The sequence below is a fragment of the Streptomyces sp. NPDC048606 genome (assembly GCF_040650855.1).
In the GTDB taxonomy this organism is placed as follows: domain Bacteria; phylum Actinomycetota; class Actinomycetes; order Streptomycetales; family Streptomycetaceae; genus Streptomyces.
In genome coordinates, this window is sequence record NZ_JBEZIB010000038.1 from 44,221 (window position 1) to 68,697 (window position 24,477).

General features: G+C 71.7%; 27 protein-coding genes. 18 read left to right on the forward strand and 9 right to left on the reverse strand.

From position 1 onward, the window contains the following. Positions 1-36: 36 nt before the first annotated feature. From AB0D01_RS32255 to AB0D01_RS32280, 6 genes are all read left to right on the forward strand, one after another. On the forward strand, positions 37-1,275 hold the full coding sequence (locus tag AB0D01_RS32255; protein WP_363061501.1) for a hypothetical protein: 1,239 nt from the start codon (positions 37-39) through the stop codon (positions 1,273-1,275). A 77-nt stretch (positions 1,276-1,352) separates the two neighbouring features. Further along, positions 1,353-1,988, forward strand: a complete 636-nt coding sequence (locus AB0D01_RS32260) for a TlpA disulfide reductase family protein (protein ID WP_363061503.1) — start codon at positions 1,353-1,355, stop codon at positions 1,986-1,988. 25 nt (positions 1,989-2,013) lie between these two features. Then, positions 2,014-2,781 carry a cytochrome c biogenesis protein CcdA gene (locus tag AB0D01_RS32265; protein WP_363061606.1) on the forward strand — a complete coding sequence of 256 codons (768 nt, stop codon included), beginning with the start codon at positions 2,014-2,016 and terminating at the stop codon, positions 2,779-2,781. A 13-nt stretch (positions 2,782-2,794) separates the two neighbouring features. Then, positions 2,795-4,519 (forward strand): cytochrome c biogenesis protein ResB, encoded by a 1,725-nt coding sequence (locus tag AB0D01_RS32270; protein ID WP_363061505.1) that lies wholly within the window; start codon positions 2,795-2,797, stop codon positions 4,517-4,519. After that, a complete protein-coding gene (gene ccsB, locus AB0D01_RS32275; RefSeq protein ID WP_363061507.1) occupies positions 4,516-5,601 on the forward strand; it encodes a c-type cytochrome biogenesis protein CcsB in 1,086 nt (361 codons plus the stop codon). Before AB0D01_RS32270 ends, ccsB begins: the two co-directional genes overlap by 4 nt. A gap of 25 nt (positions 5,602-5,626) precedes the next feature. Next, positions 5,627-6,145 carry an SRPBCC domain-containing protein gene (locus AB0D01_RS32280; RefSeq protein ID WP_363061509.1) on the forward strand — a complete coding sequence of 173 codons (519 nt, stop codon included), beginning with the start codon at positions 5,627-5,629 and terminating at the stop codon, positions 6,143-6,145. 49 nt (positions 6,146-6,194) lie between these two features. Here the strand turns inward: AB0D01_RS32280 and AB0D01_RS32285 are convergent, their stop codons facing one another. Further along, positions 6,195-6,554, reverse strand: a complete 360-nt coding sequence (locus AB0D01_RS32285; RefSeq protein WP_363061510.1) for a PLD nuclease N-terminal domain-containing protein — start codon at positions 6,552-6,554, stop codon at positions 6,195-6,197. An 89-nt stretch (positions 6,555-6,643) separates the two neighbouring features. Between AB0D01_RS32285 and AB0D01_RS32290 the strand changes: the two genes are divergently transcribed. Genes AB0D01_RS32290 through mqnP form a run of 3 tightly spaced genes read left to right on the forward strand, consistent with a single transcriptional unit; the run spans position 6,644 to position 9,509 of the window. Beyond that, entirely contained in the window at positions 6,644-8,101 is a 1,458-nt protein-coding gene (locus AB0D01_RS32290) for a menaquinone biosynthesis decarboxylase (RefSeq protein WP_363061512.1), read from the forward strand. Then, positions 8,098-8,583: a hypothetical protein gene (locus AB0D01_RS32295; protein WP_363061514.1), complete on the forward strand. Its 486-nt coding sequence runs from the start codon at positions 8,098-8,100 to the stop codon at positions 8,581-8,583. The genes AB0D01_RS32290 and AB0D01_RS32295 overlap by 4 nt, the downstream gene beginning before the upstream one ends. Further along, positions 8,580-9,509 carry a menaquinone biosynthesis prenyltransferase MqnP gene (mqnP, locus tag AB0D01_RS32300; RefSeq protein WP_363061518.1) on the forward strand — a complete coding sequence of 310 codons (930 nt, stop codon included), beginning with the start codon at positions 8,580-8,582 and terminating at the stop codon, positions 9,507-9,509. The genes AB0D01_RS32295 and mqnP overlap by 4 nt, the downstream gene beginning before the upstream one ends. On the opposite strand, the gene AB0D01_RS32305 is transcribed toward mqnP, so the two are convergent. Continuing rightward, positions 9,506-10,123: a rhomboid family intramembrane serine protease gene (locus AB0D01_RS32305; protein WP_363061519.1), complete on the reverse strand. Its 618-nt coding sequence runs from the start codon at positions 10,121-10,123 to the stop codon at positions 9,506-9,508. The genes mqnP and AB0D01_RS32305 overlap by 4 nt on opposite strands. Positions 10,124-10,224: 101 nt before the next feature. Here AB0D01_RS32305 and AB0D01_RS32310 point away from each other — a divergent pair, with 101 nt between their 5' ends. Next, positions 10,225-10,896, forward strand: a complete 672-nt coding sequence (locus AB0D01_RS32310) for a UbiX family flavin prenyltransferase (RefSeq protein WP_363061522.1) — start codon at positions 10,225-10,227, stop codon at positions 10,894-10,896. On the opposite strand, the gene AB0D01_RS32315 is transcribed toward AB0D01_RS32310, so the two are convergent. Next, positions 10,893-11,027, reverse strand: a complete 135-nt coding sequence (locus AB0D01_RS32315; RefSeq protein ID WP_363061524.1) for a hypothetical protein — start codon at positions 11,025-11,027, stop codon at positions 10,893-10,895. The two genes, AB0D01_RS32310 and AB0D01_RS32315, sit on opposite strands and share 4 nt — an antisense overlap. A 121-nt stretch (positions 11,028-11,148) precedes the next feature. On the opposite strand from AB0D01_RS32315, the gene AB0D01_RS32320 reads away from it, so the two are divergent. The 5 genes from AB0D01_RS32320 (at position 11,149) to AB0D01_RS32340 (ending at position 15,623) form a co-directional block, all read left to right on the forward strand. Continuing rightward, positions 11,149-11,604: an Lrp/AsnC family transcriptional regulator gene (locus tag AB0D01_RS32320; protein ID WP_363061526.1), complete on the forward strand. Its 456-nt coding sequence runs from the start codon at positions 11,149-11,151 to the stop codon at positions 11,602-11,604. A 62-nt stretch (positions 11,605-11,666) separates the two neighbouring features. Beyond that, positions 11,667-12,830 (forward strand): aminofutalosine synthase MqnE, encoded by a 1,164-nt coding sequence (mqnE, locus tag AB0D01_RS32325; protein ID WP_363061528.1) that lies wholly within the window; start codon positions 11,667-11,669, stop codon positions 12,828-12,830. Positions 12,831-12,967: 137 nt separating this feature from the next. Beyond that, positions 12,968-13,492, forward strand: a complete 525-nt coding sequence (locus AB0D01_RS32330) for a GNAT family N-acetyltransferase (RefSeq protein WP_363061530.1) — start codon at positions 12,968-12,970, stop codon at positions 13,490-13,492. Between the two features lie 83 nt (positions 13,493-13,575). Then, positions 13,576-13,884, forward strand: coding sequence for a DUF4229 domain-containing protein (locus AB0D01_RS32335; protein WP_363061532.1), 309 nt, complete (start codon positions 13,576-13,578; stop codon positions 13,882-13,884). Positions 13,885-14,300: 416 nt separating this feature from the next. Next, positions 14,301-15,623, forward strand: coding sequence for a dicarboxylate/amino acid:cation symporter (locus AB0D01_RS32340; protein WP_363061534.1), 1,323 nt, complete (start codon positions 14,301-14,303; stop codon positions 15,621-15,623). Between the two features lie 116 nt (positions 15,624-15,739). Here AB0D01_RS32340 and AB0D01_RS32345 read toward each other — a convergent pair whose 3' ends face one another. Genes AB0D01_RS32345 through AB0D01_RS32360 form a run of 4 tightly spaced genes read right to left on the reverse strand, consistent with a single transcriptional unit; the run spans position 15,740 to position 19,297 of the window. Continuing rightward, a complete protein-coding gene (locus AB0D01_RS32345) occupies positions 15,740-16,060 on the reverse strand; it encodes a hypothetical protein (protein ID WP_363061536.1) in 321 nt (106 codons plus the stop codon). Continuing rightward, entirely contained in the window at positions 16,060-18,144 is a 2,085-nt protein-coding gene (locus AB0D01_RS32350; protein ID WP_363061538.1) for a serine/threonine-protein kinase, read from the reverse strand. Before AB0D01_RS32350 ends, AB0D01_RS32345 begins: the two co-directional genes overlap by 1 nt. A 41-nt stretch (positions 18,145-18,185) precedes the next feature. Then, positions 18,186-18,443: a DUF397 domain-containing protein gene (locus AB0D01_RS32355; RefSeq protein WP_363061540.1), complete on the reverse strand. Its 258-nt coding sequence runs from the start codon at positions 18,441-18,443 to the stop codon at positions 18,186-18,188. Beyond that, complete coding sequence (locus tag AB0D01_RS32360) at positions 18,440-19,297, reverse strand: helix-turn-helix transcriptional regulator (protein WP_363061542.1); 858 nt, start codon at positions 19,295-19,297, stop codon at positions 18,440-18,442. Before AB0D01_RS32360 ends, AB0D01_RS32355 begins: the two co-directional genes overlap by 4 nt. 156 nt (positions 19,298-19,453) lie before the next feature. Here AB0D01_RS32360 and AB0D01_RS32365 point away from each other — a divergent pair, with 156 nt between their 5' ends. Both AB0D01_RS32365 and AB0D01_RS32370 read left to right on the forward strand, forming a co-directional pair. Continuing rightward, positions 19,454-19,876 carry an ATP-binding protein gene (locus AB0D01_RS32365; RefSeq protein ID WP_363061544.1) on the forward strand — a complete coding sequence of 141 codons (423 nt, stop codon included), beginning with the start codon at positions 19,454-19,456 and terminating at the stop codon, positions 19,874-19,876. Between the two features lie 321 nt (positions 19,877-20,197). After that, positions 20,198-21,004, forward strand: a complete 807-nt coding sequence (locus AB0D01_RS32370; protein ID WP_363061546.1) for a helix-turn-helix domain-containing protein — start codon at positions 20,198-20,200, stop codon at positions 21,002-21,004. A gap of 3 nt (positions 21,005-21,007) precedes the next feature. On the opposite strand, the gene AB0D01_RS32375 is transcribed toward AB0D01_RS32370, so the two are convergent. Both AB0D01_RS32375 and AB0D01_RS32380 read right to left on the reverse strand, forming a co-directional pair. Continuing rightward, positions 21,008-21,388 carry a VOC family protein gene (locus AB0D01_RS32375; protein WP_363061548.1) on the reverse strand — a complete coding sequence of 127 codons (381 nt, stop codon included), beginning with the start codon at positions 21,386-21,388 and terminating at the stop codon, positions 21,008-21,010. Positions 21,389-21,449: 61 nt separating this feature from the next. Beyond that, positions 21,450-22,271: a hypothetical protein gene (locus tag AB0D01_RS32380; protein ID WP_363061550.1), complete on the reverse strand. Its 822-nt coding sequence runs from the start codon at positions 22,269-22,271 to the stop codon at positions 21,450-21,452. A gap of 227 nt (positions 22,272-22,498) precedes the next feature. Between AB0D01_RS32380 and AB0D01_RS32385 the strand changes: the two genes are divergently transcribed. After that, positions 22,499-24,361, forward strand: a complete 1,863-nt coding sequence (locus AB0D01_RS32385) for an AMP-dependent synthetase/ligase (RefSeq protein WP_363061552.1) — start codon at positions 22,499-22,501, stop codon at positions 24,359-24,361. Positions 24,362-24,477: the final 116 nt, after the last annotated feature.

Here is a 24,477-nt window from a genome sequence, read left to right on the forward strand (position 1 = left end):
TCGATTTCACTGGAATGTCCGCTTATATGACATTTCATGAGCGAGGGATGCGGGTTCAGTCGTAGGGGAGTCCTCGGTCTCGGAGTCGGGGGCGCCGCCGCCGCGATCGGGGTCGGGGTCGCCGGCTGCACGGTCGGCGCCGGCGGCGGACCGTCCGGAACGGGCCGGCCGGCCGCGCCCGGGGGCGGTGCGCCCGTCAAGGCGATCGGCGACGGATCCACCGCCGACACCGGCCCCCAACCCCACCAGCCCGACCGCCCCGTCCCGCTCCAGCGGGGCGAGACCCCGCCCCAGTTCGTCGTCTTCAGCTGGGACGGCGCGGGCGAGGTCGGCAACGGCCTCTTCCCCCGCTTCCTGAAGCTGGCCAGGGACCACGGCGCGGCCATGACCTTCTTCCTCTCCGGGCTCTACCTCCTGCCCGAGTCGAAGCGGCACCTCTACGCCCCGCCGAACAACCCCGTCGGCGCCTCCGACATCGGCTACCTCAAGGACGGCAACGTCCGCGCCACCCTCACCCACGTCCGCGAGGCCTGGCTCGACGGCCACGAGATCGGCACCCACTTCAACGGGCACTTCTGCGCCGGCTCCGGCTCCGTCGCCCGCTGGTCCCCGCGGGAGTGGCGCAGCGAGATCGACCAGGCCGTGTCGTTCGTCACCAACTGGCGCACCCACACCGGCTTCACCGACCTGCCGCCGCTCCCCTTCGACTACCACCGCGAGCTGATCGGCTCCCGGGCCCCCTGCCTGCTCGGCCAGGAGGCCCTGTTGATCGCCGCCCGCGAGCTGGGCTGGCGCTACGACGCCAGTTCGCCCGGCGGCCTCCAGCGGTGGCCGGTGCGCAAGGAGGGGATCTGGGACCTGCCCCTCCAGTCCCTGCCCTTTCCCGGGCACTCCTTCGAGGTGCTGTCGATGGACTACAACATCCTCGCCAACCAGTCGAGGAGCAGCACGCGGGGCGTCCCCGCCCACTACCCGGCCTGGCGCGCCCAGGCCGTCGCCACCTACCTCGGCGGCTTCCGTCGCGCCTACGAGACCAACCGCGCGCCCCTGTTCATCGGCAACCACTTCGAGGAGTGGAACGGGGGCATCTACATGGACGCGGTCGAGGAGGCCCTCAAGGCCATGTCAGACAAAAGGGATGTAAGGCTCGTATCCTTCCGGCAGTTGGTCGACTGGCTGGACGTCCAGGACCCGAAGGTCCTGGCCCGCCTGTGCGCCCTCGCACCCGGTCAGACGCCCACCGGCGGCTGGGCCGGCTACCTCTTCGCCGCCTGAGCCTTACCTGACCAGCGCCTTAACATCCCGTCGGGGGGTGCGGAAGATCCGCAAATCGCTCATGCGAAACTTTTCACATGAGCCTTAGCCGCGCCCCCCGACGCCGCCGCTCGACCAGCGGCCGCGCCATCCTGCTGACCGCGGTGACCCTCGCGAGCGCCCTGACCCTTACGGCGTGCGGCGATTCGGGCAGCGGCAGCAAACCGTCCGGCTCCGCCGGCGGCAACTACGTGACCGGCCCCAGCGGCATCTCCACCGTCTCCAAGGCCGACCGCGTGGACGCCCCCAAGCTCGACGGCGAGACCGTCGACGGCAAGACGCTCGACACCACCACCCTCAAGGGCAAGGTCGTCGTCCTCAACGTCTGGGGCTCCTGGTGCCCGCCGTGCCGCGCCGAGGCCCCGTACTTCGCGAAGGTCTCCAAGGAGCTGGCCGACGCCGGCAAGGACGTCGCCTTCGTCGGGCTGAACACCCGCGACAACAGCAAGCAGAACGCCGCCTCGTTCGAGCAGAACTTCGGGATCACCTACCCGAGCCTGTACGACCCCGACGGCAAGCTGATGCTGCGCTTCCCCAAGGGCACCCTGAACGCGCAGTCCATCCCCTCCACGATCGTCCTCGACAAGGAGGGCAAGATCGCCGCCCGCACCCTGGTCGCGGTCAACGAGGAGCAGCTGCGCTCGATGATCGACCCGCTCCTCGCGGAGCAGTGACCTCGTGGACCCGCACCCGCACCTCCTGCTCGCCGCCGAGACCGGCGTGAACACGACCGTCCTGAGCGGCGGACTGCTGCTGGCCCTGCCGATCGCGCTGCTCGCGGGCCTGGTCTCCTTCTTCTCCCCCTGCGTGCTCCCCCTGGTCCCCGGCTACCTCTCCTACGTGACCGGCATAGGCGGAGCCGACCTCGCCGAGGCCCGGCGCGGCCGGATGGCGGCCGGCGCGGGCCTGTTCATCCTCGGGTTCACCGCCGTGTTCGTGTCGACCGGCGCGCTCTTCGGCCAGTTCGGCGACGTCTTCCAGGGCGAGAACAAGGACGTCATCACCCGGGTCCTCGGCGGCCTGGTGATCCTCCTCGGCCTGTTCTTCATGGGCGCGATCCCGGGCCTGACGATGCGCGAGTTCCGCTTCCACCGGAAGCCGACGGCGGGCCTGCTCGGCGCGCCCGTGCTCGGCGTGCTCTTCGGCATCGGCTGGACCCCCTGCATGGGGCCCACCCTCGCCGCCGTGAACACGCTCGCCATCTCCCTCGACGACGCCAGCGCCGCGCGCGGCGCGCTGCTCATGGTCGTCTACTGCTTCGGCCTGGGCCTGCCCTTCATCCTCGCCGCGATCGCCTTCCGCAAGGCGCTCGGTGCTTTCGGCTGGGTGAAGAAGCACTATGCGTGGGTGATGAGGATCGGCGGCGGCATGCTGATCGTGACCGGCCTGCTGCTCGTCACAGGAACGTGGGACAGCATCGTGGGCGAGATGCAGGGCTGGACCCAAGGCTTCACGGTGGGGATCTGAGGACTACAGGGACATGAGTACGACCGACAAGGCGTCCCCCGAGGCGCCGCACACGTCCACCGCCGAGGCGGACACCGAGGCCGCGGCCGGGGCACAACTGTCCACCGCCCCCGTCGAGGACGGCCCCGCCGCCCCCGTCGGCATCGGCGTCATCGGCTGGGCCCGCTGGTTCTGGCGCCAGCTGACCTCCATGCGGGTGGCACTGATCCTGCTGTTCCTGCTCTCCCTCGGCTCCATCCCCGGCTCCCTCGTCCCGCAGACCCAGGTCGACGCGATGAAGGTGGCCCAGTGGAAGAAGGACCACTCCTTCTGGGTGCCGGTCGCGGAGAAGCTCCAGCTCTTCGACGTCTACAGCTCGGTGTGGTTCTCCGCGATCTACATCCTGCTGTTCGTGTCGCTGATCGGCTGCATCGTCCCGCGCACCTGGCAGTTCGTCGGCCAGCTCACGGGCCGCCCGCCGGGCGCGCCCCGCCGCCTGGACCGGCTGCCCGCCTACACGAGCTGGCGCACCGACAAGGCCCCCGAGGAGGTCCTCGCCTCGGCGAAGACCGTGCTCGGCGGACGCCGCTTCCGCACGGAGGCGCGCGCCGACGCCGTCGCCGCCGAGAAGGGCTACCTGCGCGAGGCCGGGAACCTGGCCTTCCACATCGCCCTGATCGTGATGCTGGTGGCCTTCGCCTGCGGCCAGCTGTTCAAGTCCGAGGGCGGCAAGCTCGTCCTGCGCGGCAAGGGCTTCGCGAACACGCTCACCCAGTACGACGACTTCAAGTCCGGCAGCCTCTTCTCCGCCGACGACCTGCCGCCGTTCTCCTTCACCCTCGACCGCTTCGACGCGAGCTACGAGAAGACCGGCCCGCAGAAGGGCACCCCGCGCGACTTCAAGGCGTACGTCACCTACAGCGAGGGCGCGCACGGGGAGCCGAGGAAGGCCGAGATCGAGGTCAACAAGCCCCTGGAGATCGACGGCTCCAAGGTCTACCTGCTGGGCCACGGCTACGCGCCGGTCATCTCGGTGACCGACTCCACCGGCAAGGTGATCTACAAGGACGCCGTGCCGATGCTGCCCTTCGACTCCAACCTCAGCTCCTCCGGCGCCGTCAAGGTCACCGACGGCTACCGCAACAAGAACGGCGACAAGGAACAGCTCGGCTTCAACGCCATGTTCGTGCCGACGTTCGCGGGCGCCGGTCAGGGCACCATGCTCTCGCAGTTCCCGGCCCTGGACTTCCCCGTCCTCGCGCTCAGCGCCTACCACGGCAGCCTCGGCGTCGACTCCGGCCTGCCGCAGAACGTGTACCAGCTGAACACCTCCAAGATGCAGGAGTTCAAGGACACCGACGGGCAGCTGTTCAAGAAGCGGATGCTGCCCGGCGAGACCATGGAGCTCCCCGGCGGGGAGGGCGTCGTCAAGTTCGAGGGCATCGAGCGCTGGGCGACCTTCTCCGTCACCCAGCAGCCCGCCAACGGCCTGGCGCTGGGCGGCGCCATCGCCGCCATCGGCGGCCTCGCCGCCTCCCTGTTCATCCAGCGCCGCCGCGTCTGGGTCCGCGCGGTGCGCGGCGAGGACGGTGTGACGGTCGTGGAGATGGCCGGTCTGGGCCGCAGCGAGTCCGCGAAGCTGCCCGAGGAACTCTCGGCGCTGTCCGCCGACCTGTACGAGCGGGCGCCGTCGGCGCCCGACGCGTCCCCGAACCCCGATGAAGAAGTCCCGGCAAACCGAGAAGGAGAGCGCGGATGACGCTGCTCGCGGCCGCGGCCAACGAGAGCTTGGCCGAGCTCAGCAACAAGCTGGTGTACGCGTCGATGGCGGTCTACACGCTCGCCTTCCTCGCGCACATCACCGAGTGGGTCTTCGGCAGCCGCAGCAAGGTGGGCCGTACGGCCGCCGCGCTGACGGCCGACCGGTCCGCCGCCGGCGCCCCCGCCGTGCGGGTGCGGACGAAGGGCGGGGGCACCGCCGTCCTCGACAAGCCGAAGGTCGTCACCCGCTCCGCCGCCGGCACCCGTGACGTGCCCGACGGTCCGGGCGCGGCCGGCGGCACCGAGAAGGGCGACCTGTACGGGCGCATCGCGGTCTCCCTGACCGTCCTCGGCTTCCTCATCGAGGCGGGCGGTGTGGTCACCCGCGCGATGTCCGTCGAGCGGGCCCCCTGGGGCAACATGTACGAGTTCTCGGTGACCTTCTCCACGGTCGCCGTCGGCACCTACCTGCTGCTCCTGGCGCTGGGGAAGAACGTGCGCTGGCTCGGTCTGATCCTGGTCACGACCGTCCTGCTGGACCTCGGCGTCGCCACCACCTGGCTCTACACCGAGAGCGACCAGCTGGTCCCCGCCCTGCACTCGTACTGGCTGTGGATCCACGTCTCGACCGCCATCTTCTGCGGCGCCGTCTTCTACATCGGCGCGGCCGGCGCGGTGCTCTACCTCTTCCGCGACGGCTACGAGAGCACCCTGGAGGCCGGCGGCACGCCGGGACGTTTCCGCACCTCGGTGATGGAGCGGCTGCCCTCCGCCGCCTCGCTCGACAAGTTCTCGTACCGGATCAACGCGGCGGTCTTCCCGCTGTGGACCTTCACCATCGTCGCCGGCGCCATCTGGGCGGGCGACGCCTGGGGCCGCTACTGGGGCTGGGACCCCAAGGAGGTCTGGTCCTTCGTGACCTGGGTGGCCTACGCCTGCTACCTGCACGCGCGCGCCACCGCCGGCTGGAAGGGCCGCAAGGCCGCCTACCTCGCGCTGTTCGCGTTCGCCTGCTGGATCTGGAACTACTACGGCGTGAACATCCTGCTCAGCGGCAAGCACTCCTACGCGGGCGTCTGACCCGCGACGGTGGGACGCTGGTGGTATGTCTCCCGTGAGCCATACCACCAGCACCCCGCACGGCCCGGGCCGCTGGGACGTCCGCTTCGAGGTGCACCTGCCGTTCGCCTACGAGGCCCTGTGGCCCGCCCTGACCACCCCGCAGGGGTTGCGCGGCTGGCTGGCGGAGGCCGAGGTGCCCGAGCACCGGCTCGGCGGGGAGGTCACCCTGCGCCGGTCGGACGGCGCGGAGGCGTCCACCGGGCGGATCACCGCCTGGGACGTCGAGCGCGTCGCCGAATACACCCTCACCGCCCCCGAGAGCGCCGGCCCCGGCGCCCTGCGGGGGCGGATCCGTTTCCACCTGGAGCCCGTGGGCACCGACTCGACGGTGATCCGCTTCCTCGACGAGCGCGGCGGCTCCGACGAGGAACGCTTCGACTGCCTGGCCGACTGGCACGAACGCTTCGAACGGCTGGAGGCCGTACTGACCGGGCAGCCGCCGCCGTCCGGGAGCCGCCGGGAGGAACTGAGGGCCTCCTACGCCGCCTTCTCACGGGCCTGACCACCCGACCGCGCGCGGCGGCTCCGCGGGCCCCCGAAGGCCCCGCGGCTCAGGCGCGGTCGCCCTTGCCCGGGCCCTCGTGGCCCTCGCCGCGCTCGTCGCCCTCGTCCCGCTTGTCCTTCTCGTCCTTCTCCAGCGACTTCAGGAACTCCGGATTGTCGTCCGGCGCCACCCACTGCTGCCGGCGCCCGCGCCCCGCGCGGGACACGCCCCCGCCCCCGCCGACGGCCGCCCGCTTCCTGCCCGCCGACAGCCACACCACCGGACCGACGATCGAGAACACCAGGATGATCAGCACCCAGACGCCCTTGGGGAGGTGCTTCACCTCTTCCTCGGGGGTGTTGAGGCAGTCGATGAACGCGTAGATGGTCAGGGCGAGGAGAAGCAGGAACGGCAGATAGCGCAGCACGGTGTGGGACCGACTCCCCGGCAGTGGCGGCGGCCCCGTACGGGGCCCGGTGACATCCCCAGGGTAGTTGGTGACGGATACTGGGCCCCATGGCTTACGACGATCTCCGCTCGCTGCTCCGGGCTCTGGAGCGGGAGGGCGACCTCAAGCGCATCAAGGCCGAAGTCGACCCGTACCTGGAGGTCGGGGAGATCGTCGACAGAGTGAACAAGGCGGGCGGTCCGGCCCTGCTCTTCGAGAACGTCAAGGGCTCGGCGATGCCGCTGGCCATGAACGTCTTCGGGACCGACCGCCGCCTCCTGAAGGCCCTCGGCCTCAAGTCGTACGGCGAGATCAGCGAGAAGATCGGCGGCCTGCTCAAGCCCGAGCTGCCCCAGGGCTTCATCGGCGTCCGCGAGGCCTTCGGCAAGCTCGGCTCGATGGTCCACGTACCGCCGAAGAAGGTGAAGGGCGAGTCCGCGCCCGTCCAGGAGGTCGTCCTCACCGGCGACGACGTCGACCTGGACCTGCTGCCGGCCCTCTTCACCTGGCCCAAGGACGGCGGCGACTTCTTCAACCTCGGCCTCACCCACACCAAGCACCCCGAGACCGGCGTGCGCAACCTCGGTCTCTACCGCCTCCAGCGCCACGACAAGCGCACCATCGGCATGCACTGGCAGATCCACAAGGACAGCCGCAACCACTACGCCGTCGCCGCCGCGCGCGGCGAGCGGCTGCCCGTCGCGATCGCCTTCGGCTGCCCGCCCGCCGTCACCTACGCCTCCACCGCGCCGCTGCCGGGCGACATCGACGAGTACCTCTTCGCCGGGTTCGTCGCGGGCAAGCGCATCGAGATGGTCGACTGCAAGACGGTCCCCCTCCAGGTCCCGGCCAACGCCGAGGTCGTCATCGAGGGCTGGCTGGAGCCGGGCGAGATGCTCCCCGAGGGCCCCTTCGGCGACCACACCGGCTTCTACACCCCGCAGGAACCCTTCCCCGCGCTGAAGATCGACTGCGTGACGATGCGCAAGCGCCCCCTGATCCAGTCCATCGTCGTCGGCCGGCCGCCGACCGAGGACGGGCCGCTGGGCCGCGCCACGGAACGCTTCTTCCTGCCGCTCCTCAAGATCATCGTCCCGGACATCGTGGACTACCACCTGCCGGAGTCCGGCGGCTTCCACAACTGCGCGATCGTCTCGATCGACAAGAAGTACCCCAAGCACGCGCAGAAGGTCATGCACGCCATCTGGGGCGCCCACATGATGTCGCTGACCAAGCTGATCATCGTGGTGGACAAGGACTGCGACGTCCACGACCTGCACGAGGTGTCCTGGCGGGCCCTGGGCAACACCGACTACTCCCGCGACCTCACCGTCGTCGAGGGACCGGTGGACCATCTGGACCACGCCTCGTACCAGCAGTTCTGGGGCGGCAAGGCGGGCATCGACGCCACGAAGAAACTGCCGGAGGAGGGCTACACGCGCGACGGGGGCTGGCCCGACATGGTGGAGTCCGACCCCGCGACGGCGGCCCTGGTGGACCGCCGCTGGAAGGAGTACGGCCTGTGAGCCCCATCGCCGTGGGCGGACCCGCCCTGTTCATCGGAACCGACACCCCCTGCGTGGCGCTGGTGCGCCCCTCCATCGACCCCGCGCAGCCGGGCGTCCGCGAGGCCGCCAAGCACGCCGGCGTCACGCCGGAGGAGTTCGCCGGCCCCTCCGACCTGTGGCAGCTGATCGCCGACCGCACGGACGGCGAGGGCCGTGAGATCGCCCTCGACGACCTGTCCGACGCCGACGCCGACGCGTTCGCCGACCGGCTGCTGGCCGCGCTCGCCGATCCCGACGCCGAGTCCACCGTGATCCTCACCGTGGCCGCGCACGACGTGCTGCGCCTGACCGCGCGCCCGGCCGGCGAGGGCTTCGCCTTCCTCGCCGCGGTGGTCCCGCCGCCCTCGGAGGGGACGCCCCCGCTGGAGGTGGAGATCGGCTCGGCGTCCGTGACGGACCTGCGGGCCGAGATCGAACAGTTCCGGAGGTCCCTCGGATGACATCGGCCGCCGAGGGAGTCCTCGGGTCCGGACCGGCGCCCGCCCCGCGGGCCGACGGCAAGGTGAAGGCCTTCCTGCGGCTCGTGATGATCGAGCACTCGATCTTCGCGCTGCCCTTCGCCTACATCGCCGCGCTCACCGCCATGTTCACGCTGGACGGGCGCATGCACTGGGGCGAGCTGCTGCTCGTCACCGTCTGCATGGTGGGCCTGCGGACCTTCGCCATGGCCGCGAACCGGATCATCGACCGGGAGATCGACTCCCGCAACCCCCGCACCGCCGGGCGCGAACTGGTCACCGGCGCGGTGTCGGTGCGGTCCGCCTGGACCGGCGCGGGGATCGCGCTGGTGGTCTTCCTCGGCTCGGCCGCGCTGCTCAACCCGCTCTGCCTGATGCTGGCGCCGATCGCCGTCGTGCCGATGGTGGTCTACCCGTACGGCAAGCGGTTCACGGACTTCCCGCACGCCATCCTGGGCCTGGCCCAGGCGATGGGACCGGTCGGGGCCTGGCTGGCCGTCACCGGCACGTGGTCGTGGGACGCGGTCGTCCTCGGCCTCGCGGTCGGCGTGTGGATCGGTGGCTTCGACCTGATCTTCGCCTGCCAGGACGTGGCGGCCGACCGCGCCGAGGGCGTCCGCTCCGTGCCGGCCCGCTTCGGCATCCCGGCGGCGCTGTGGGGCGCCCGGGGGGCGCACGTCGTCACCACCGGCCTGCTGGTCTGGTACGGGGTCGCGACGGGCGCCGGGGCGTTCTTCTGGTTCGGCCTGCTGGTGGTCGTGGGGGCCTTCCTCTATGAGCACACCATCGTCAAGCCGCACGACCTGTCCCGCCTGAACCGCGCCTTCTTCACGGTCAACGGCTTCATCGGGATCGCGCTGTTCGTGTGCGCGCTCGCGGACCTGATCGTGCGGGGCCTGGCCTTCTAGACGGTGACGGGCCCGCGGGCGGGCCGGCGGTCGGGGCGGCGGAACCACAGGGCCGTCGCCACGCCGGCGAGCAGGCCGCACAGGTGGCCCTGCCAGCTGACCATGGTGTTCGTCGGGAGCAGACCGAGCAGGAACGATCCGCCCCAGTAGAAGCCGACGGCCACGCCCACCAGGATGCCGAGCACCCGGCGTTCGACGAACCCGCGCACCACCACGTAGCCGAAGAGGCCGTAGACGACGCCCGAGGCGCCCAGGGTCAGGGTGTCCGACGGGGAGATCAGCCAGGTGCCGATGCCGTCCGCCAGGGTGATCAGGGCGGCCACCGCGAGGAAGCGCCGGATCCCGGACAGGGCCACGATGAAGCCGAGGACCAGCAGCGGGACGCTGTTGGAGGCGACGTGGTCGAAGCCGAGGTGGAGGAAGGCCGCGGTCACGATGCCGCCGAGGCTGTCGGGGTCGCGGGACACGATCCCGTACTGGTCCAGGGCGTGCCCCGTGACGAGGTCGATCCCCTCCAGTGCCCACAGCAGCGCCACCCAGCCGAGCATCAGCATGCCGGCGGCCTTGGCGCGCTCGATCCGGCTCCACTCCGGCACCGCGTCGGTCGTACTCATGTGCTGGTCCCCCCGAGGTGTGTCGTGCGCCCCCCTCCGGGGCCGACGTCCGGGACACCTTAGCGAGTGCCCGCTCGGGGTGGCCGGATAGTCTCGGAGGTATGACTGAGCGCAAGCGCACCCCGTGGGTGGTCGGGGTTTCCGGGGCGTCCGGGACGCCGTACGCGGCGGCGGTGGTCCGGGGACTGCTCGCGGCGGGGGAGAGCGTCGACCTGGTGGTCAGCCGGGCTTCGCGGCTCACCCTGTTGGACGAGACGGGGATCGCGTTCCGCGACGCGCACTGGCGTACGGATCTGGCCGAGTGGCTGGGGCGGGGCGCGGACGGCAAGCCGGGGACCTTCGAGGTGCCCGCACTGGAGGACGTGCGCCACTGGGCGGCCGGTGACCTGGCCGCCGGCCCGAGTTCGGGCTCGTACCCCGTCAAGGGGATGCTGATCGTCCCCGCCTCCACGGCCTGCGTGGCCGGTGTGGCGCTGGGACTGTCGAAGGACCTGCTCCAGCGGGTGGCGAGCGTGACGCTCAAGGAGCGGCGCCGGCTGGTGGTCGCGGTGCGGGAGACCCCGCTGAACGGGCAGACGCTGCGGCATCTGGTGGCGCTGGACGAGGCGGGCGCGGTCGTGCTGCCCGCCTCTCCGGCCTTCTACGCGGGTGCGACGCACATCCAGGATCTGGTGGATTTCGTCGCGGGGCGGGTGCTGGACGCGGCAGGGGTGCCGCACCGGCTGTACCGCCGTTGGGAGGGGGAGCTTGGCAGCGCCCGCCCTCGTGACTAGCGCTTCTTGTGGGTGCGCGGCTTGCGGGTCTTGTCGACGCGGTGCGCGGCGCTGGGCTGGTCGGTGCGGGATCGGTTGGCCAGCTCCTGGAGCTGTCGCATGTGCGCGTAGGCCATCTCGATCGTGTACACGGTGAACCACTCCTGAAGATCGTCATTGATCTGTTGAAAGATTCACAGGGTGTTGACCCTGTGCGCCTTTGATTCTATACCTAAACTTGCAGGAACGCCGAATAATGGAAGGCTCCACGTAATGGACACGGTGGACAGGCAGCTCATCCAGGCACTTCGTGAGAACGGTCGTGCCTCGTACGCGGAGCTGGGCCGTCTCGTGGGCCTCTCCGGCCCCAGCGTCACCGACCGCATCAACCGACTGGAGAGCGCCGGTGTGATCACCGGCTACCGGGCGACCGTGGACTCGGCCTCGCTCGGCATGGGGGTCACCGCGCTGATCGGGATCTCCCTCTCGGACGCGGCCGACCACGAGGACGTGGCCCGTCGGCTGCGCGACCTCGCGGAGATCGAGGACTGCTGGTTCATCGCGGGCGACGACTCGTACATGCTCAAGGTGCGCGCCGGCGACGTCGACGGCCTGGAGAAGATCATCCGCAAGCTGTCCGGGACCAAGGGCGTCTCGCGCACCCGCACGACCATCGTGCTCTCCACGAAGTGGGAGAACCGGGTCGGGGAGCTGCCCGGCGAGGCCTGAGAGTACGGTGGGTGGCGGTTGCACACAGGTCGGGACACAGAGGCGACAGAGGAGACACCGGCATGGACGCTGGGCTCAAGCGTGAGCTGGAGGAGAAGGTCCGCTCCGGCGAGCGGCTGACCCGTGAGGACGGCATCGCCCTCTACGAGTCGGACGACCTGGCGTGGCTGGGAGGTCTGGCCCACGAGGTGCGCACGCGCAAGAACGGCGACGTCGTCCACTTCAACGTCAACCGTCACCTCAACATGACGAACGTGTGCACCGCCTCCTGCGCCTACTGCTCGTTCCAGCGCAAGCCGGGCGAGAAGGACGCGTACACGATGCGCATCGAGGAGGCCGTCCGCCTGGCCAAGGCCATGGAGAACGAGAACCTCACCGAGCTGCACATCGTCAACGGCCTGCACCCCACGCTGCCGTGGCGGTACTACCCGCGCTCCCTGTCGGCCCTGAAGGAGGCGCTGCCGAACGTCTCGCTGAAGGCGTTCACCGCCACCGAGATCCACCACTTCGAGACGATCTCCGGTCTCTCGGCGTCCGAGATCCTGGACGAGCTGATCGAGGCCGGCCTGGAGTCGCTGACCGGCGGCGGCGCGGAGATCTTCGACTGGGAGGTCCGGCAGCACATCGTCGACCACAACACCCACTGGGAAGACTGGTCGCGCATCCACCGCCTCGCGCACGAGAAGGGTCTCAAGACCCCCTCCACGATGCTCTACGGGCACATCGAGGAGCCGCGCCACCGCGTGGACCACGTGCTGCGGCTGCGCGAGCTCCAGGACGAGACCGGCGGCTTCCAGGTCTTCATCCCGCTGCGCTACCAGCACGACTTCGTGGACATGCAGGACGGCAAGGTGCGCAACAAGCTCCAGGCGCGCACCACGATGGCCACGGGCGCGGAGGCCCTGAAGACCTTCGCCGTCTCCCGCCTGCTCTTCGACAACGTGCCGCACGTCAAGGTCTTCTGGGTGATGCACGGCGTGCAGACCGCGCAGCTCGCGCTCCAGCACGGCGCGGACGACATGGACGGCTCGGTCGTCGAGTACAAGATCACGCACGACGCCGACAACTACGGCACCCCGAACAAGCTGGGCCGCGAGGATCTGCTCGACCTGATCCGCGAGGCGGGCTTCCGTCCCGTCGAGCGCAACACGCGCTACGAGGTCATCCGCGAGTACCCCGGCCCGGACGCCTCGCTGCGCGAGACCCCGCAGGCGATGCGCGTCTGACGCCCCGGCGGCGCCCGGCGCCTGGCGGCAGATGGCGCCGCGTGGCGTCGCGTGACGTCGTACGACGAGGAACCCCGGTCCCGAGCGGACCGGGGTTTTTCGTTGCCCCCGGATCCAGTAATGGATACTCTCGGGGAATGACCCTTACCTTCACCTTCGATCCGGTCGTCGACCCCGCCCTGCGCGACGGCATCGCCGAGCTGTGGGTCGACGTCACCAACGCCGGCGGCGCGGTGGGCTTCGTCGGGCCCGTCACCGCCGACGACGTCCGGCCGGAGCTGCTGAAGCACCTCGTCGCGCTGACCGAGGGCCGCCACCGGCTGCTCGTCGGGCGGGACGGCGCGGGCCGGGTCGCCGCCGTCGCCTTCCTCGCGCTCAACACCCACCGCCTGATGACGCACTGGGTCTGGGCCTACACCGTCATGGTCGACCCCGCCCGCCAGGGCCGCGGCGACGGGCGCGCGTTGATGGCGGCCCTCGCCGACGCGGCCCGCTCGCTGGAGGGCGTCGAGGCGATCCGGCTGAGCTGCCGGGGCGGCCTCGGGCTGGAGCACTTCTACGCCGCGTGCGGCTACAAGGAGGTCGGCCGGGTGCCCGACGCCATTCGGGTGGCGCCGGGCGAGGACCGCGACGACATCACGATGCTGCTGCCGCTGCACTGACCCCGGCGGGCCGCGGCGCCGGGCCGGCGTGCTTCACTGGACGGGCACGTGCCCACGTAGACGACGAGAGAGAAGGGGTCACCGTGTCCCTCAAGACGAGCGCGACGATCCGCTACACCGCGATGCGCCTGGGCATCTTCGTCGGATGCCTGGTACTCGTCGCCGTCCTGGTCAACCTGGGCTGGGTGCCCTCCGGCCTGGGCGAGGCCAACCCCGCCTGGGTCGTCCTGCTCGCCCTCGTGCTCTCCGCCCCGCTCTCCTTCGTCCTCCTGCGCAAGCAGCGCGACGAGATGTCCACGCAGATCTCCGGACGCGTCGCGGGTGCGAAGCAGAAGCTCGCCGCGAACCGCAGCCAGGAGGACGCGGCCGACGACGCCGCCCGCGTGAACTGACCGGGAACCGGTTAGCTTCCTCACACACCGAACCGCCCCAGCGACGGGAACACCCCCGTTCCGCTGGGGCTTCGGCGTTTCCGGACCCGGGGCGGGGGCCCCGTACACCCCGTGGCTGAAAGTACTACTTTGAGATTCTCAAAGTAGAAGTGTTAGCGTGTTCAACATGTTGACCTCAGCCGCGCACCCGATGACCGCGAGCGTCCCGCTCGTGGGGCGCCTGCACGTCGACCTCTGCCGCCGCGTGTCCGCGGCCTGTTGCTGTTGCCATTGATTCCGTCCCGTACCGAACCGAATCGACACAGCAGCGGTCCCCGGCCGGCCCGGCCCCTTTCCGGCTGCTGCCGCACCGCACCCCGCAGAACCAGCAGAAACCTTCCGCCGTACTTCTGTGCGTCACCCCCCGGAGAGTGTCCGTGTCCGCGTCCCCCCAGGCCCAGGCCCCCGCCAAGGCCGGCTTCAAGTTCCCCTTCTGGGCCCAGATCGTCACCGGTCTCGTGCTCGGCGTCCTGTTCGGCTGGCTCGCCCGCAGCCAGGACATCAGTTGGCTGAAGACCACGTTGGAGCAGGTCGGCGACATCTTCGTCCAGCTGCTGAAGCTGGCCGTCGCCCCGCTCGTCTTCTTCGCGATCCTGGTGTCCATCACCAACCTGCGGAAGGTGAACAACGCCGCCCGCCTGGCCTCCCGCACGCTCCTCTGGTTCATGATCACCTCGCTGATCGCGGTCGCCATCGGCCTCGCGATCGGCCTGCTGACCAACCCGGGCGCCGGCACCGGCCTCACCCCGGCCGACGGCAAGGAGCCCAAGCGGACCGGCTCCTGGATCGACTTCCTGACCGGCATCGTGCCGAAGGACATCGTCACGCCGTTCACCGAGCTGAACGTCCTCCAGATCGTCTTCCTCGCCGCCGTCGCCGGCATCGCGGCCCTCCAGCTCGGCTCGAAGGCCCAGCCGGTCCTGAACCTCGCCGAATCCGTCCTGGAGCTTCTCCAGAAGGCCCTGTGGTGGGTCATCCGCCTCGCCCCGATCGGCACCGTCGGCCTCATCGGCACGGCCATCGCCTCGTACGGCTGGGACCTCATCGGCAAGTACGCGACCTTCACCGCCGACGTCTACATCGGCTCCGCGCTCGTGATGTTCGGCGTCTACCCGCTGCTGCTGTGGACCGTCGCCAAGGTCAACCCGCTCCAGTTCTACAAGGGCGCCTGGCCCGCGATCCAGCTCGCCTTCGTCTCCCGCTCCTCGGTCGGCACCATGCCGGTCACCCAGAAGGTCACCGAGCGCCTCGGCGTCCCGAAGGAGTACGCCTCCTTCGCCGTCCCGTTCGGCGCCACCACCAAGATGGACGGCTGCGCCGCGATCTACCCGGCGCTCGCCGCCATCTTCATCGCGAACATCTTCGACGTGCAGCTGGGCATCAAGGAGTACCTGCTCATCGCGTTCGTCTCGGTGGTCGGCTCCGCCGCCACGGCCGGTCTGACCGGCGCGACCGTCATGCTCACGCTGACCCTGTCCACGCTGGGCCTGCCGCTGGCCGGCGTCGGCCTGCTGATGGCGATCGACCCGATCCTCGACATGATGCGCACCGCCACCAACGTGGCCGGCCAGGCCGTCGTCCCGGTCATCGTCTCCGCCCGTGAGGGGATCCTCGACAAGGAGGCCTACGCCTCCGCCTCGTCCTCCCCGCTCGACGAGGACGCCCCCGCCGAGCGCACCCCGGTCGCCGTCGCCGCCTGATCCCGGCGCCCACGACCCCGCGGCCCCCGCCCCCGTCCGGGCGGGGGCCGCGGGCGTTTCCGCACCTGGGCCGGGGGCCGGGGCCGCGGCCGGGGCCAGGCCGCGGGCCGGGGCCCTCAGGCCGTCTGGGCCCGCCAGAACGCCACCGACGCCAGCAGGAACGGGAAGGCGTACCACCACCGGCCCAGCGTGCGGTGGAAGACCGGCACGGCGGTGATCAGCAGCCCCAGCAGGCACAGCCCGATCGACATCCCGGCCGTCACCCGGATGTCGTCGCGCGCCCGGTCGTACGGGGACGGCGACCCCGGCGTCATCACCAGGGCGATCCAGCACGCGTAGGCGGCCAGGAGGTAGATCAGCCCGAGCGGCGCCCCGAGGACCCAGCGCAGGCACCCCCGGTCGCCGGGCAGGTCGAGGCTCTCGCGTTCACGTCCCATCAGGCGATCTTCCACAGGCGGATCGTGCCGTCCCCGGAGGCACTGGCGAGGGTCTTGCCGTCGGGGGAGAAGGCCACCGACCACACGGGGGCCGTGTGACCGCGCGCGGGCGCCGGCGTACGGTCCCCGCCCAGGCTCCACAGGCGTACGGAGTTGTCCCAACCGCCCGTGGCCAGGGCCTTGGAACCGGGCCGGAAGGCGATCGACGCGGCGCGGTGGGCCAGCCCGGTGCGGGTGGCGGTGGAGACGTGCGCGTACGCGTCCCAGGCGCGCAGCTCCCCGAGCCCCTCGGCCGTCTCCGTGGCCGTGAGCGGGTTCCCGCCCTGGTCCTGGAGTCCCGCGGTGCCGCCTCCCGCGCCGGCGACGATCGCGCCGTCGGAGCTGAACGCCACCGCGTTCACGTCGGCCGTGGGCCCGGTCAGCGAGTTGATCATCGAGGCGTTGGGCACGTCCCACAGCCGGAGCGTGCGATCGGCGCCGCCACTGGCGAGGACGGCCCCGTCGGGGCGGAACGCCACCGACCAGACCCCGCCGCCGTGCCCGGGGAGGAGCTCCTTGCGCCGCCCCGAGGCCACGTCCCACAGCCGGATCTCGGCGTCGGCGCCCGCGCTGGCCAGCACCCCGCCGTCCGGGGCGAACGCCACCGACCGCACGGAGGCGGTGTGCTCGACGAGCCGCGCGGCCACCGACCCCGACGGCAGGTCCCACAGCACGACGGCCCGGTCCTCACCGCCGCTCGCCAGCCTGCGCCCGTCGGGGGAGTACGCCACCGTCCGCACGGGCGCGGTGTGGCGGAAGGTCGCGCTGAGCGCGCCCGCGCCGACGTTCCACAACCGGACCGTGCCGTCGCGGCCACCGCTGACGAGGGTGCTGCCGTCCGGGCTGAACGCCACCGACTCCACCGACGACCCGTGCCCGCTGAGCACCGCCGCCTGTTGGAGCCGGTGCGACTCCCCGCCGCTGCCGTCGTCCCCGGTGAAGCGCAGCGCGGCCACCGTCCCGCCGGCCGCGACCGTCAGCGCGGCCAGCCCGCCGAGCACCACCGCCCGCCGGCTCGGCCCCCGCCCGCCGGGAGCGTGCGCGGGGGTGGGGTTCGGCGCCGGGGGCACGGCCGTCGTCGGCGCCGCCACGGCCACCGGCGGCGCGAGCGGAGCCGGGACCGGCGGCGCGACCGGCGGCGCGACCGGCGGCGCGAGGTCGACCCGGGTCGCGGACAGCGGCGCGGGCACCGCCACGGGCTCCGCCGCCGGAACCGGGACCGGAACCCGCAGCGCGCGCAGCCGCTCGGCGGTGGCCGAGGCGTCGGGGCGGTCGGCGGGCTCCTTCGCCAGCAGGGCGGAGACCAGCTCCGCGAGGGCCTCGGGCACGTCCGCCCGTACGGAGTCCAGGGCGACGGGCGCGTCCTCCAGGTGGCGGCGCATCAACACCCAGGCCTGCTCGGTGCCCGCGAACGGCGGCGCACCCGTCAGCAGGGCGTGCAGCACGCACCCGAGGGCGTACAGGTCGCAGCGGGCGTCGACGTGCTCGCCCCGCCACTGCTCGGGCGCCATGTAGGACGGCGTCCCGAACACCCGGCCGGTGACGGTCAGCCCGCCCGTCGCGTCGGCGGTGCGGGCGATGCCGAAGTCACAGATCTTCAGCCGGCCGTCGGCGAGGAGGAAGAGGTTCGCGGGCTTCAGGTCACGGTGGACCACCTTGCGCTCGTGCGCGGCCGCCAGGGCCTCCGCCGCCTGGAGGGCGAGCCCGATCGCCTCGTGCAGCGCCAGCCCGCGCCCGGGGGTGCGGGCCAGCAGGTGGGCCAGGTCCTGGCCCTCCAACAGCTCCATGACGATGAACAGCCGGTTCTCGTGCTGCCCGATGTCGTGGACGACGGTGATCCCGGGGTGCTGGAGCCGCGCCCCGATCGCTGCCTCGCGGCGGAACCGGCGCAGCAGTTCGTCGGAGGCGTCGAACTCCAGGAGCACCTTGACGGCCACGGCCCGGCCGAGGTCGACGTCGTAGGCCCGCCAGACCTCCCCGATGCCGCCCTGCCCGAGCCGCACATCCAGCCGATACCGCCCGGCCAGCTGCTCTCCCGCCCGCATGGCACCCCCCGCGCTACGTCAACCCCCGTTGTGGCCAGGGGTCATTGTGTAACACGCGCGGCCGACACGAAGCCGCTCCACGCATCGGGGCCGAAGGTGAGGTGGGGCAGGCCGGTGTCCTTGGAGTCCCGGACGTGGATCAGGGCGGGCGTGTGGGCGACCTCGACGCAGTCGTTGATGTCGCCGCTGTCGCTGTAACTGCTCTTGTGCCAGGTGTGGGCAACCTCGACGCAGGAGTCACCTTCGCTGCCATCGCTGTAGCTGCTCTTGAACCAGTGGAGTTCGGAGGTGTGGATCATGTCTCTCCCAGCAGTTCCTCGATGAAGCCGCGCGACTCCAAGGGTGTGAGCGCCTGGGCTCGGATCATCCCATAGCGCAGTTCGAGGATCCGGAGTCGCTTGGGGTCGGTGACAGGCCGCCCAGCGAAGGCCCCTTCTGAGCGCCCGACCGCTGTGCCGTCCCCGAACTTCAGCACTTCGATCCCGCCGTCCATCCCGGCGTGGACCTCGCAGTCGATCGGCATCACCTGGAGGGCTACATGACGCAACCGGCTCACCTCCAGCAGACGTTCGAGCTGTCCACGCCACACCATTGTGCCCCCGATGCGACGGCGTAGGCCCGCCTCTTCCTGGACGATGCTGAGCGAGGGGGCGGGCTTCCGGTCAAAGATGCGACGCCGGGCCATGCGGGCTGCCACGTACCGTTCCACCTCGTCCTGGGAGTAGGCGGGCTGCCGCATTTCGAACAGAGCCTTGGCGTAGGCCTCCGTCTGTAGAACCCCGTGGATTCCATGGATCCGGTACACCCCGATCTCCACCGCCCTCGCCTCCAGCTTCGCGAGGTCCCGAACCTTCTTCGGGTAGCGGACCTGTTCCAGGTCCACCTTCATCGCCGCGATCCGGCCCCTCGCCGCGAGGACCTCGTCCGCCTTGTCCAGGTACTCCGGGCGCGGGATCCGTTTGCCCGCTTCGATCTTGCGGACCAGGTCCTCGCCGTAGCCCACCGCCGTGCCGAAGTCCGCCGCCCTCAGGCCGGCCTCCTCGCGCCACGCCCTGAGCTGGCGGCCGAGCGCGGCCAGCACCGCCGCGCCCTGCTCGTCCTCGGGGTCGAGCTCCCAGCCCGCGTCTTCCGTACCGTCACTGTCCACGCTCATGCGTGCCCACCTCCGACGCACCGAAAATGACTCGACACCCCCTGCCCGTACGGCCTTCGGGACAGCCCGGACAGCGCCGGACAAGCGGCGGACAAAGCCCGGACACGGGGGCGATCCCGCTTCTCACGCTACGCAGCGCGCTCCACGCTGGGTGACGTGAATAGTCAAATCGGTTACTTCGAGAACCAGTTCGTGGCGGTTTTGCCCGCCACGCCGCGCGCCGCCCGGCAGGCGCGGCGGCTCGCCGTGGAGCAGTGCCTCGCGTGGGGGTTGCCGACCGAGGGGGTCGCCCTGGTGGTCGGGGAGTTGGCCGCCAACGCGGTGACCCACGGCCGGGTGCCGGGTCGGGGTTTCCAGGTGGCGCTGATCCGGGGGGAGAGGGCGCTGCGGGTCGAGGTGACGGACACCCGGCGGGACCGGATCCCGGAACCCCGGGACGCGGATCCGGGCGCGGAGGGCGGGCGGGGGCTGGCGCTGGTGGTGGCGGTGGCCGACCGGTGGGGCGTGGAGGCGGGGCCGCCGCCCCGCAAGGTGGTGTGGGCGGAGTGGGACGTGCCCGGTGAGGGGCTCGCACCGTGACGCGGGGAGCCGGGATCCGGTGATCCGGTACGTCCCCTCCGGGGGTGTACCGGAGGCAAGAACCCACCCCTCCCCACCCCACCGTCCCCGCACTCACTCGCGCGGGTGAATCGGCCCAACTGGGCTGGATTTCGCCAGGGTTGGCGGGCATATGCTCGCCCCGCACGCCATACGAAATGAGGCGGCCCTCGGCGGGACAGTAATCCCGGGCGAGGGCCTCACCAAGCAGGAAGCAGGACCTTCCCCATGGCTCTTACGCAGCCTAGCGCGAGCTGTCGCGCGCCGTCCCCTGATCGGGCCGCAAACACCCCGTCCGGGGTCATGCACGTCAACGTCCGGCACCGCGATCACTACGTGGTGGTCGGCAACCACCTCGCCCGGCACCGGCGGTTGTCGCTGGTGGCCATCGGGCTCGGGGTGCACATCCAGTCGCTGCCGGCCGGCTCCCGGGTCGGGATCAAGGTGCTCGCCGAGCGGTTCCCCGAGGGGGAGGTCCGCATCGCCTCCGCCCTGCGGGAGCTGGAGGCGGCCGGGTACCTGGAGCGCCGTCGCGTACGGACGGCGGACGGCCGTCTGGTGACCCGGACGGTGTCCTACAACCGGCCGGACGGGGCCGCCCCCGAACCGCCCGAACCTCCGGAGCCACCCGGGCCGGAGCGGGTTCCGGAGCCGGCCCCGGAGCCGGACCCCGCGCCGGCCCCCGCGCCCCCGCCGGACCCCGTGCCGCCCGTGGCGCGGGAGGCGGGGCGGGCCGCCGTCGACCTGCTCGTGCGGTTGCGCGGGGACGATCCGCGGCTGCTGCTCGGGGAGCGCGACGTACGCCGGCTCGCGCCCAAGGTGGACGCCTGGCTGGAGCGGGGCGCCGACCCCGAGGCGGTGCGGCGCGTGCTCGTGGCGGACCTGCCGGCGGACCTGCGCAGCGCCGCCGGTCTGCTCGGGCACCGGCTCGGCGCGGGGCTCCCGCCGCCCATGCCGCAGGCCCCGCCCCCGCCGTCCGCACGGCGGCCGGCGGTGGACCCGATGCAGAACTGCGACGGCTGCGACCGGGCCTTCCGGGCCCCCGCGCCCGGCCGCTGCCGGACCTGCCCGCCCGAGGACGACCACCCGGGCGCCCCGGCGGCCGCCTGAGGCCTACTCCGTGGCCGCGCGTTCGGCCGCGCTGCGCTCCACGCAGAACTCGTTGCCCTCCGGGTCGGTCATCGTCACCCAGCCGGTGCCGTCGGGCCTGCGGAAGTCGCCGACCGTCTTCGCGCCCAGGGCGAGGAGGCGTTCCACCTCCTCGTCGCGGCCCCGGTCCTGCGGCTGGAGGTCGAAGTGGACGCGGTTCTTCACGCTCTTGCCCTCGGGGACCCGGATGAACAGCAGGTTGGCGCCCGCCGAGGTCACGGTCACCTCCGGGTCGCCCGGGTGGTCGTCGTCGGCGAGGGTGCCGTCGAGGGCCTCCGCCCAGAACCGGGCGAGGGCGTAGGCGTCGGAACAGTCGACGGTGGTGTGGCGCACGAGAGAGCTCATGGCCCGCACTATCGGAGGCCGGGCGAGGGGCTGTCCATCCGTTTGTCTCGGGTGCGTCAGGTCAGCGGGCGTACGAGCCGAGACCGACGAGGCAGTAGACGTACTGGTTCGTGACGACGCCGCCGCGCGTGTAGCGGGCCGAGAAGGAGTACTCCGTCTTCGAGTTGGACTTGCAGCGGTCCATGTCGTCGGTGCCGGGGAAGGTCTCGATCACCTTGTAGTGGGCGTCGGACGCCGAGCAGGGCACCTCGTCCACGTCGTTGACGCGGGTCGGGGTCGTCGAGTCCGGCAGCGTGCCGTTCAGGCAGGTGCCCCGGTCGTACGGGCTGGGCTCGGCGGGAGAGGGGAAGACGGGGGTGGGGAAGGAGTAGGTGGGGGCGTCGGCGGGCGCCGAGGTCGGCGTGGGGTCGGGGGTGGGGGCGACGGTCACCGTGGGCTGCGGGGCCGTGTCGTAGGGCGGCGAGGAGGACTCGGTGGCCGAGGGCGTGGCGGACGAGGAGGAGCCCGCGTTGTCGGAGGTGTCGTCGTCGCGACCGCCGATCGCGACGGCGGCGATGACCACGACGAGCGCCACCGCCCCGGCCACCAGGCAGCCGATCGCGCGGGTCCTGCCGCCCGGGGCGGGCCCCGCGGGGGGCGGCGCGGCGAAGGTCGCGGTCGCGGCGCTCGCGCCCGCCGCCGCGCCCGCTGCCGTGGCGGCGGTGGCCGAGACCCGGATCCGCAGCAGCACCTCCTCGTCGCCGACGCGGGCCCGGACGAGGTCGCCGTCCCGGGCCGGCGGGATGCGCAGGCGGGTGGAGCCCGTCGGCAGGGGGACCGTGATGGTCACCCCGGTGGCGGCCTCCTGTGGGCTGAGGGTCAGGACGATTTCCTGCGAGGACACCGGCTGCTCCAAAGGGTGGGCTACGGAGGCGAGTTGACGGACCACCGGGGATTCTGCCCGGTGCCCCCGCGTCGACGCAGCCGTTCCGGGGCAGAGGTTTCGGCGAGGGGGGCTCGGGTGCGGGGTGTGCAGGTGCGGAGGAGAACGCGTCCGAGGGGTGTTCGCCGGCGGTTACCCGTGCGTAGATTACCGGCGGTAACTCCCGAGCGGCCGAGGAGAAGACGCCCGTGGACCTGGACACCTTCGAACCGAGACTCGTCGAGCCCGTCAAGACCACCGTCGACGGAGTGGTGCGCGAGGTCTCCGTACCCGCGCTCGTACCCCCGCCGACGAGCGGATCCCTCGGGGACCTCCCCTTCGTCAACGCCCGCGAGGAACCCGGCGCGATCGTCCTGTCCCGCAAGGAACGCGACGGCACCTGGCGGGACGTGAGCGCCGCCGAATTCGCCGCAGAGGTGCTCGCCGTCGCCAAGGGGCTCATCGCCGAGGGCCTCGCCGAAGGCGACCGGCTCGCCATCATGGCCCGCACCACCTACGAGTGGACCCTGCTCGACTTCGCCGGATGGGCCGCCGGGCTGGTCACCGTACCCGTCTACCCCACCTCCTCCGCCCTCCAGGTCCGCTGGATCCTCCACGACTCCGCCGCCGTCGCCTGCGCCGTCGAGGACACCGCCCAGGCCCGCATGATCAGCGCCGAGCGCGCGAACCTGCCCGGCCTCGCCCACCTGTGGGAATTCGACACGGGAGCCGTGGCCCGGCTCGTCAAGGCCGGGGAGCACGTGCCCGACGCGGTCGTGCACGCCCGCAGGGCCGCCCGCACCCCCGAATCCGTCGCCACCCTCGTCTACACCTCCGGCACCACCGGCCGCCCCAAGGGCTGCGTGATCACCCACGCGAACTTCTTCGCCGAGGTCGACAACGCCGTGGCCCTGCTGCACCCCGTCTTCACGTCCGCCAGTAGGGAAGCCGCCTCCACCCTGCTCTTCCTGCCGCTGTCCCACGTCTTCGGCCGGATGGTCGCCGTCGGTTGCCTTCGCGCCCGCGTCCGACTCGGCCACGCCCCCAGCATCCAGACCGAGGAACTCCTCGCCGACCTCGCCGGCTTCCGCCCGACCTTCCTCCTCGCCATCCCCTACGTGATGGAGAAGGTCTACAACACCGCCCGCGCCACCGCCGAGAAGATGGGCCGCGCCTCCTCCTTCGACCGGGCCGCCCGCATCGCCCGACGCTTCGGGGAGACCGTCGAGGGCAAGACCCCCGGCCTCGGCCTGCGCCTCGCCCACGCCCTCTACGACCCCCTCGTCTACCGCCGCATCCGCGCCGCCCTCGGCGGGCACGTCCGCTACGTCCTCAGCGGCGGCTCCCCCCTCGGACGCCGCCTCGCCGCCTTCTACACCGGCGCCGGCATCGAGATCTTCGAGGGCTACGGACTCACCGAGACCACCGCCGCCTCGACGGTCACCCCGCCGCTGCGCCCCCGCCTGGGCACCGTCGGCTGGCCCCTGCCCGGCACGTCGGTGCGCATCGCCGACGACGGGGAGGTGCTGCTGCGCGGCGGACACGTCTTCGCCGGGTACTGGAACGTCGCCGCGCACCCGGGCGGCGGCTGGCTGGCCACCGGGGACATCGGCGAACTCGACGCCGACGGCTACCTCACCATCACCGGCCGCAAGAAGGACCTGATCATCACCTCCGGCGGCAAGAACGTCGCCCCCGCCCCCCTGGAGGACTGGCTGCGCGCCCACCCCCTGGTCGGCCAGTGCATGGTCGTCGGGGACAACCGGCCCTACGTCGCCGCCCTGCTCACCCTGGAACCGGACGGGCTCGCGCACTGGCGCCGGATGCACCGCAAGCAGGAGGTGCCCCTGCGCGAGCTGGTCACCGATCCGGAACTGCTGGCCGAGCTCCAGACGGCGGTGGACGAGGCGAACAAGCTCGTCTCGCGGCCCGAGTCCATCCGCCGCTTCACCGTCCTGACGGCCGACTTCACCGAGGCCCGCGGCCACCTCACCCCCTCCCTCAAACTCCGCCGGGACGCCATCGCCCGCGACTACGAGGAGCGGATCGAGGAGCTGTACCGGCGTTCCTAGCGCTGTGAGGGCCCACGGGGCCGGGTGATCGGGGCCGGCCGGGCGAGAGGGCCGGCGGTCGGGTTGGCCGGGCCGGCGGCCGGGTGGGCGAGTGGGCCGGCCTGCGGGCGGGCCGC

Bases quoted from the DNA above. Each gene is read 5' to 3' on its own strand.
- AB0D01_RS32255 (WP_363061501.1), top strand. From the start codon at position 37: ATGAGCGAGGGATGCGGGTTCAGTCGTAGGGGAGTCCTCGGTCTCGGA.
- AB0D01_RS32260 (WP_363061503.1), top strand. From the start codon at position 1,353: ATGAGCCTTAGCCGCGCCCCCCGACGCCGCCGCTCGACCAGCGGCCGC.
- AB0D01_RS32270 (WP_363061505.1), top strand. From the start codon at position 2,795: ATGAGTACGACCGACAAGGCGTCCCCCGAGGCGCCGCACACGTCCACC.
- ccsB (WP_363061507.1), top strand. From the start codon at position 4,516: ATGACGCTGCTCGCGGCCGCGGCCAACGAGAGCTTGGCCGAGCTCAGC.
- AB0D01_RS32280 (WP_363061509.1), top strand. From the start codon at position 5,627: ATGTCTCCCGTGAGCCATACCACCAGCACCCCGCACGGCCCGGGCCGC.
- AB0D01_RS32290 (WP_363061512.1), top strand. From the start codon at position 6,644: ATGGCTTACGACGATCTCCGCTCGCTGCTCCGGGCTCTGGAGCGGGAG.
- mqnP (WP_363061518.1), top strand. From the start codon at position 8,580: ATGACATCGGCCGCCGAGGGAGTCCTCGGGTCCGGACCGGCGCCCGCC.
- AB0D01_RS32305 (WP_363061519.1), bottom strand. From the start codon at position 10,123: ATGAGTACGACCGACGCGGTGCCGGAGTGGAGCCGGATCGAGCGCGCC.
- AB0D01_RS32310 (WP_363061522.1), top strand. From the start codon at position 10,225: ATGACTGAGCGCAAGCGCACCCCGTGGGTGGTCGGGGTTTCCGGGGCG.
- AB0D01_RS32320 (WP_363061526.1), top strand. From the start codon at position 11,149: ATGGACACGGTGGACAGGCAGCTCATCCAGGCACTTCGTGAGAACGGT.
- mqnE (WP_363061528.1), top strand. From the start codon at position 11,667: ATGGACGCTGGGCTCAAGCGTGAGCTGGAGGAGAAGGTCCGCTCCGGC.
- AB0D01_RS32330 (WP_363061530.1), top strand. From the start codon at position 12,968: ATGACCCTTACCTTCACCTTCGATCCGGTCGTCGACCCCGCCCTGCGC.
- AB0D01_RS32345 (WP_363061536.1), bottom strand. From the start codon at position 16,060: ATGGGACGTGAACGCGAGAGCCTCGACCTGCCCGGCGACCGGGGGTGC.
- AB0D01_RS32350 (WP_363061538.1), bottom strand. From the start codon at position 18,144: ATGCGGGCGGGAGAGCAGCTGGCCGGGCGGTATCGGCTGGATGTGCGG.
- AB0D01_RS32355 (WP_363061540.1), bottom strand. From the start codon at position 18,443: ATGATCCACACCTCCGAACTCCACTGGTTCAAGAGCAGCTACAGCGAT.
- AB0D01_RS32360 (WP_363061542.1), bottom strand. From the start codon at position 19,297: ATGAGCGTGGACAGTGACGGTACGGAAGACGCGGGCTGGGAGCTCGAC.
- AB0D01_RS32370 (WP_363061546.1), top strand. From the start codon at position 20,198: ATGCACGTCAACGTCCGGCACCGCGATCACTACGTGGTGGTCGGCAAC.
- AB0D01_RS32375 (WP_363061548.1), bottom strand. From the start codon at position 21,388: ATGAGCTCTCTCGTGCGCCACACCACCGTCGACTGTTCCGACGCCTAC.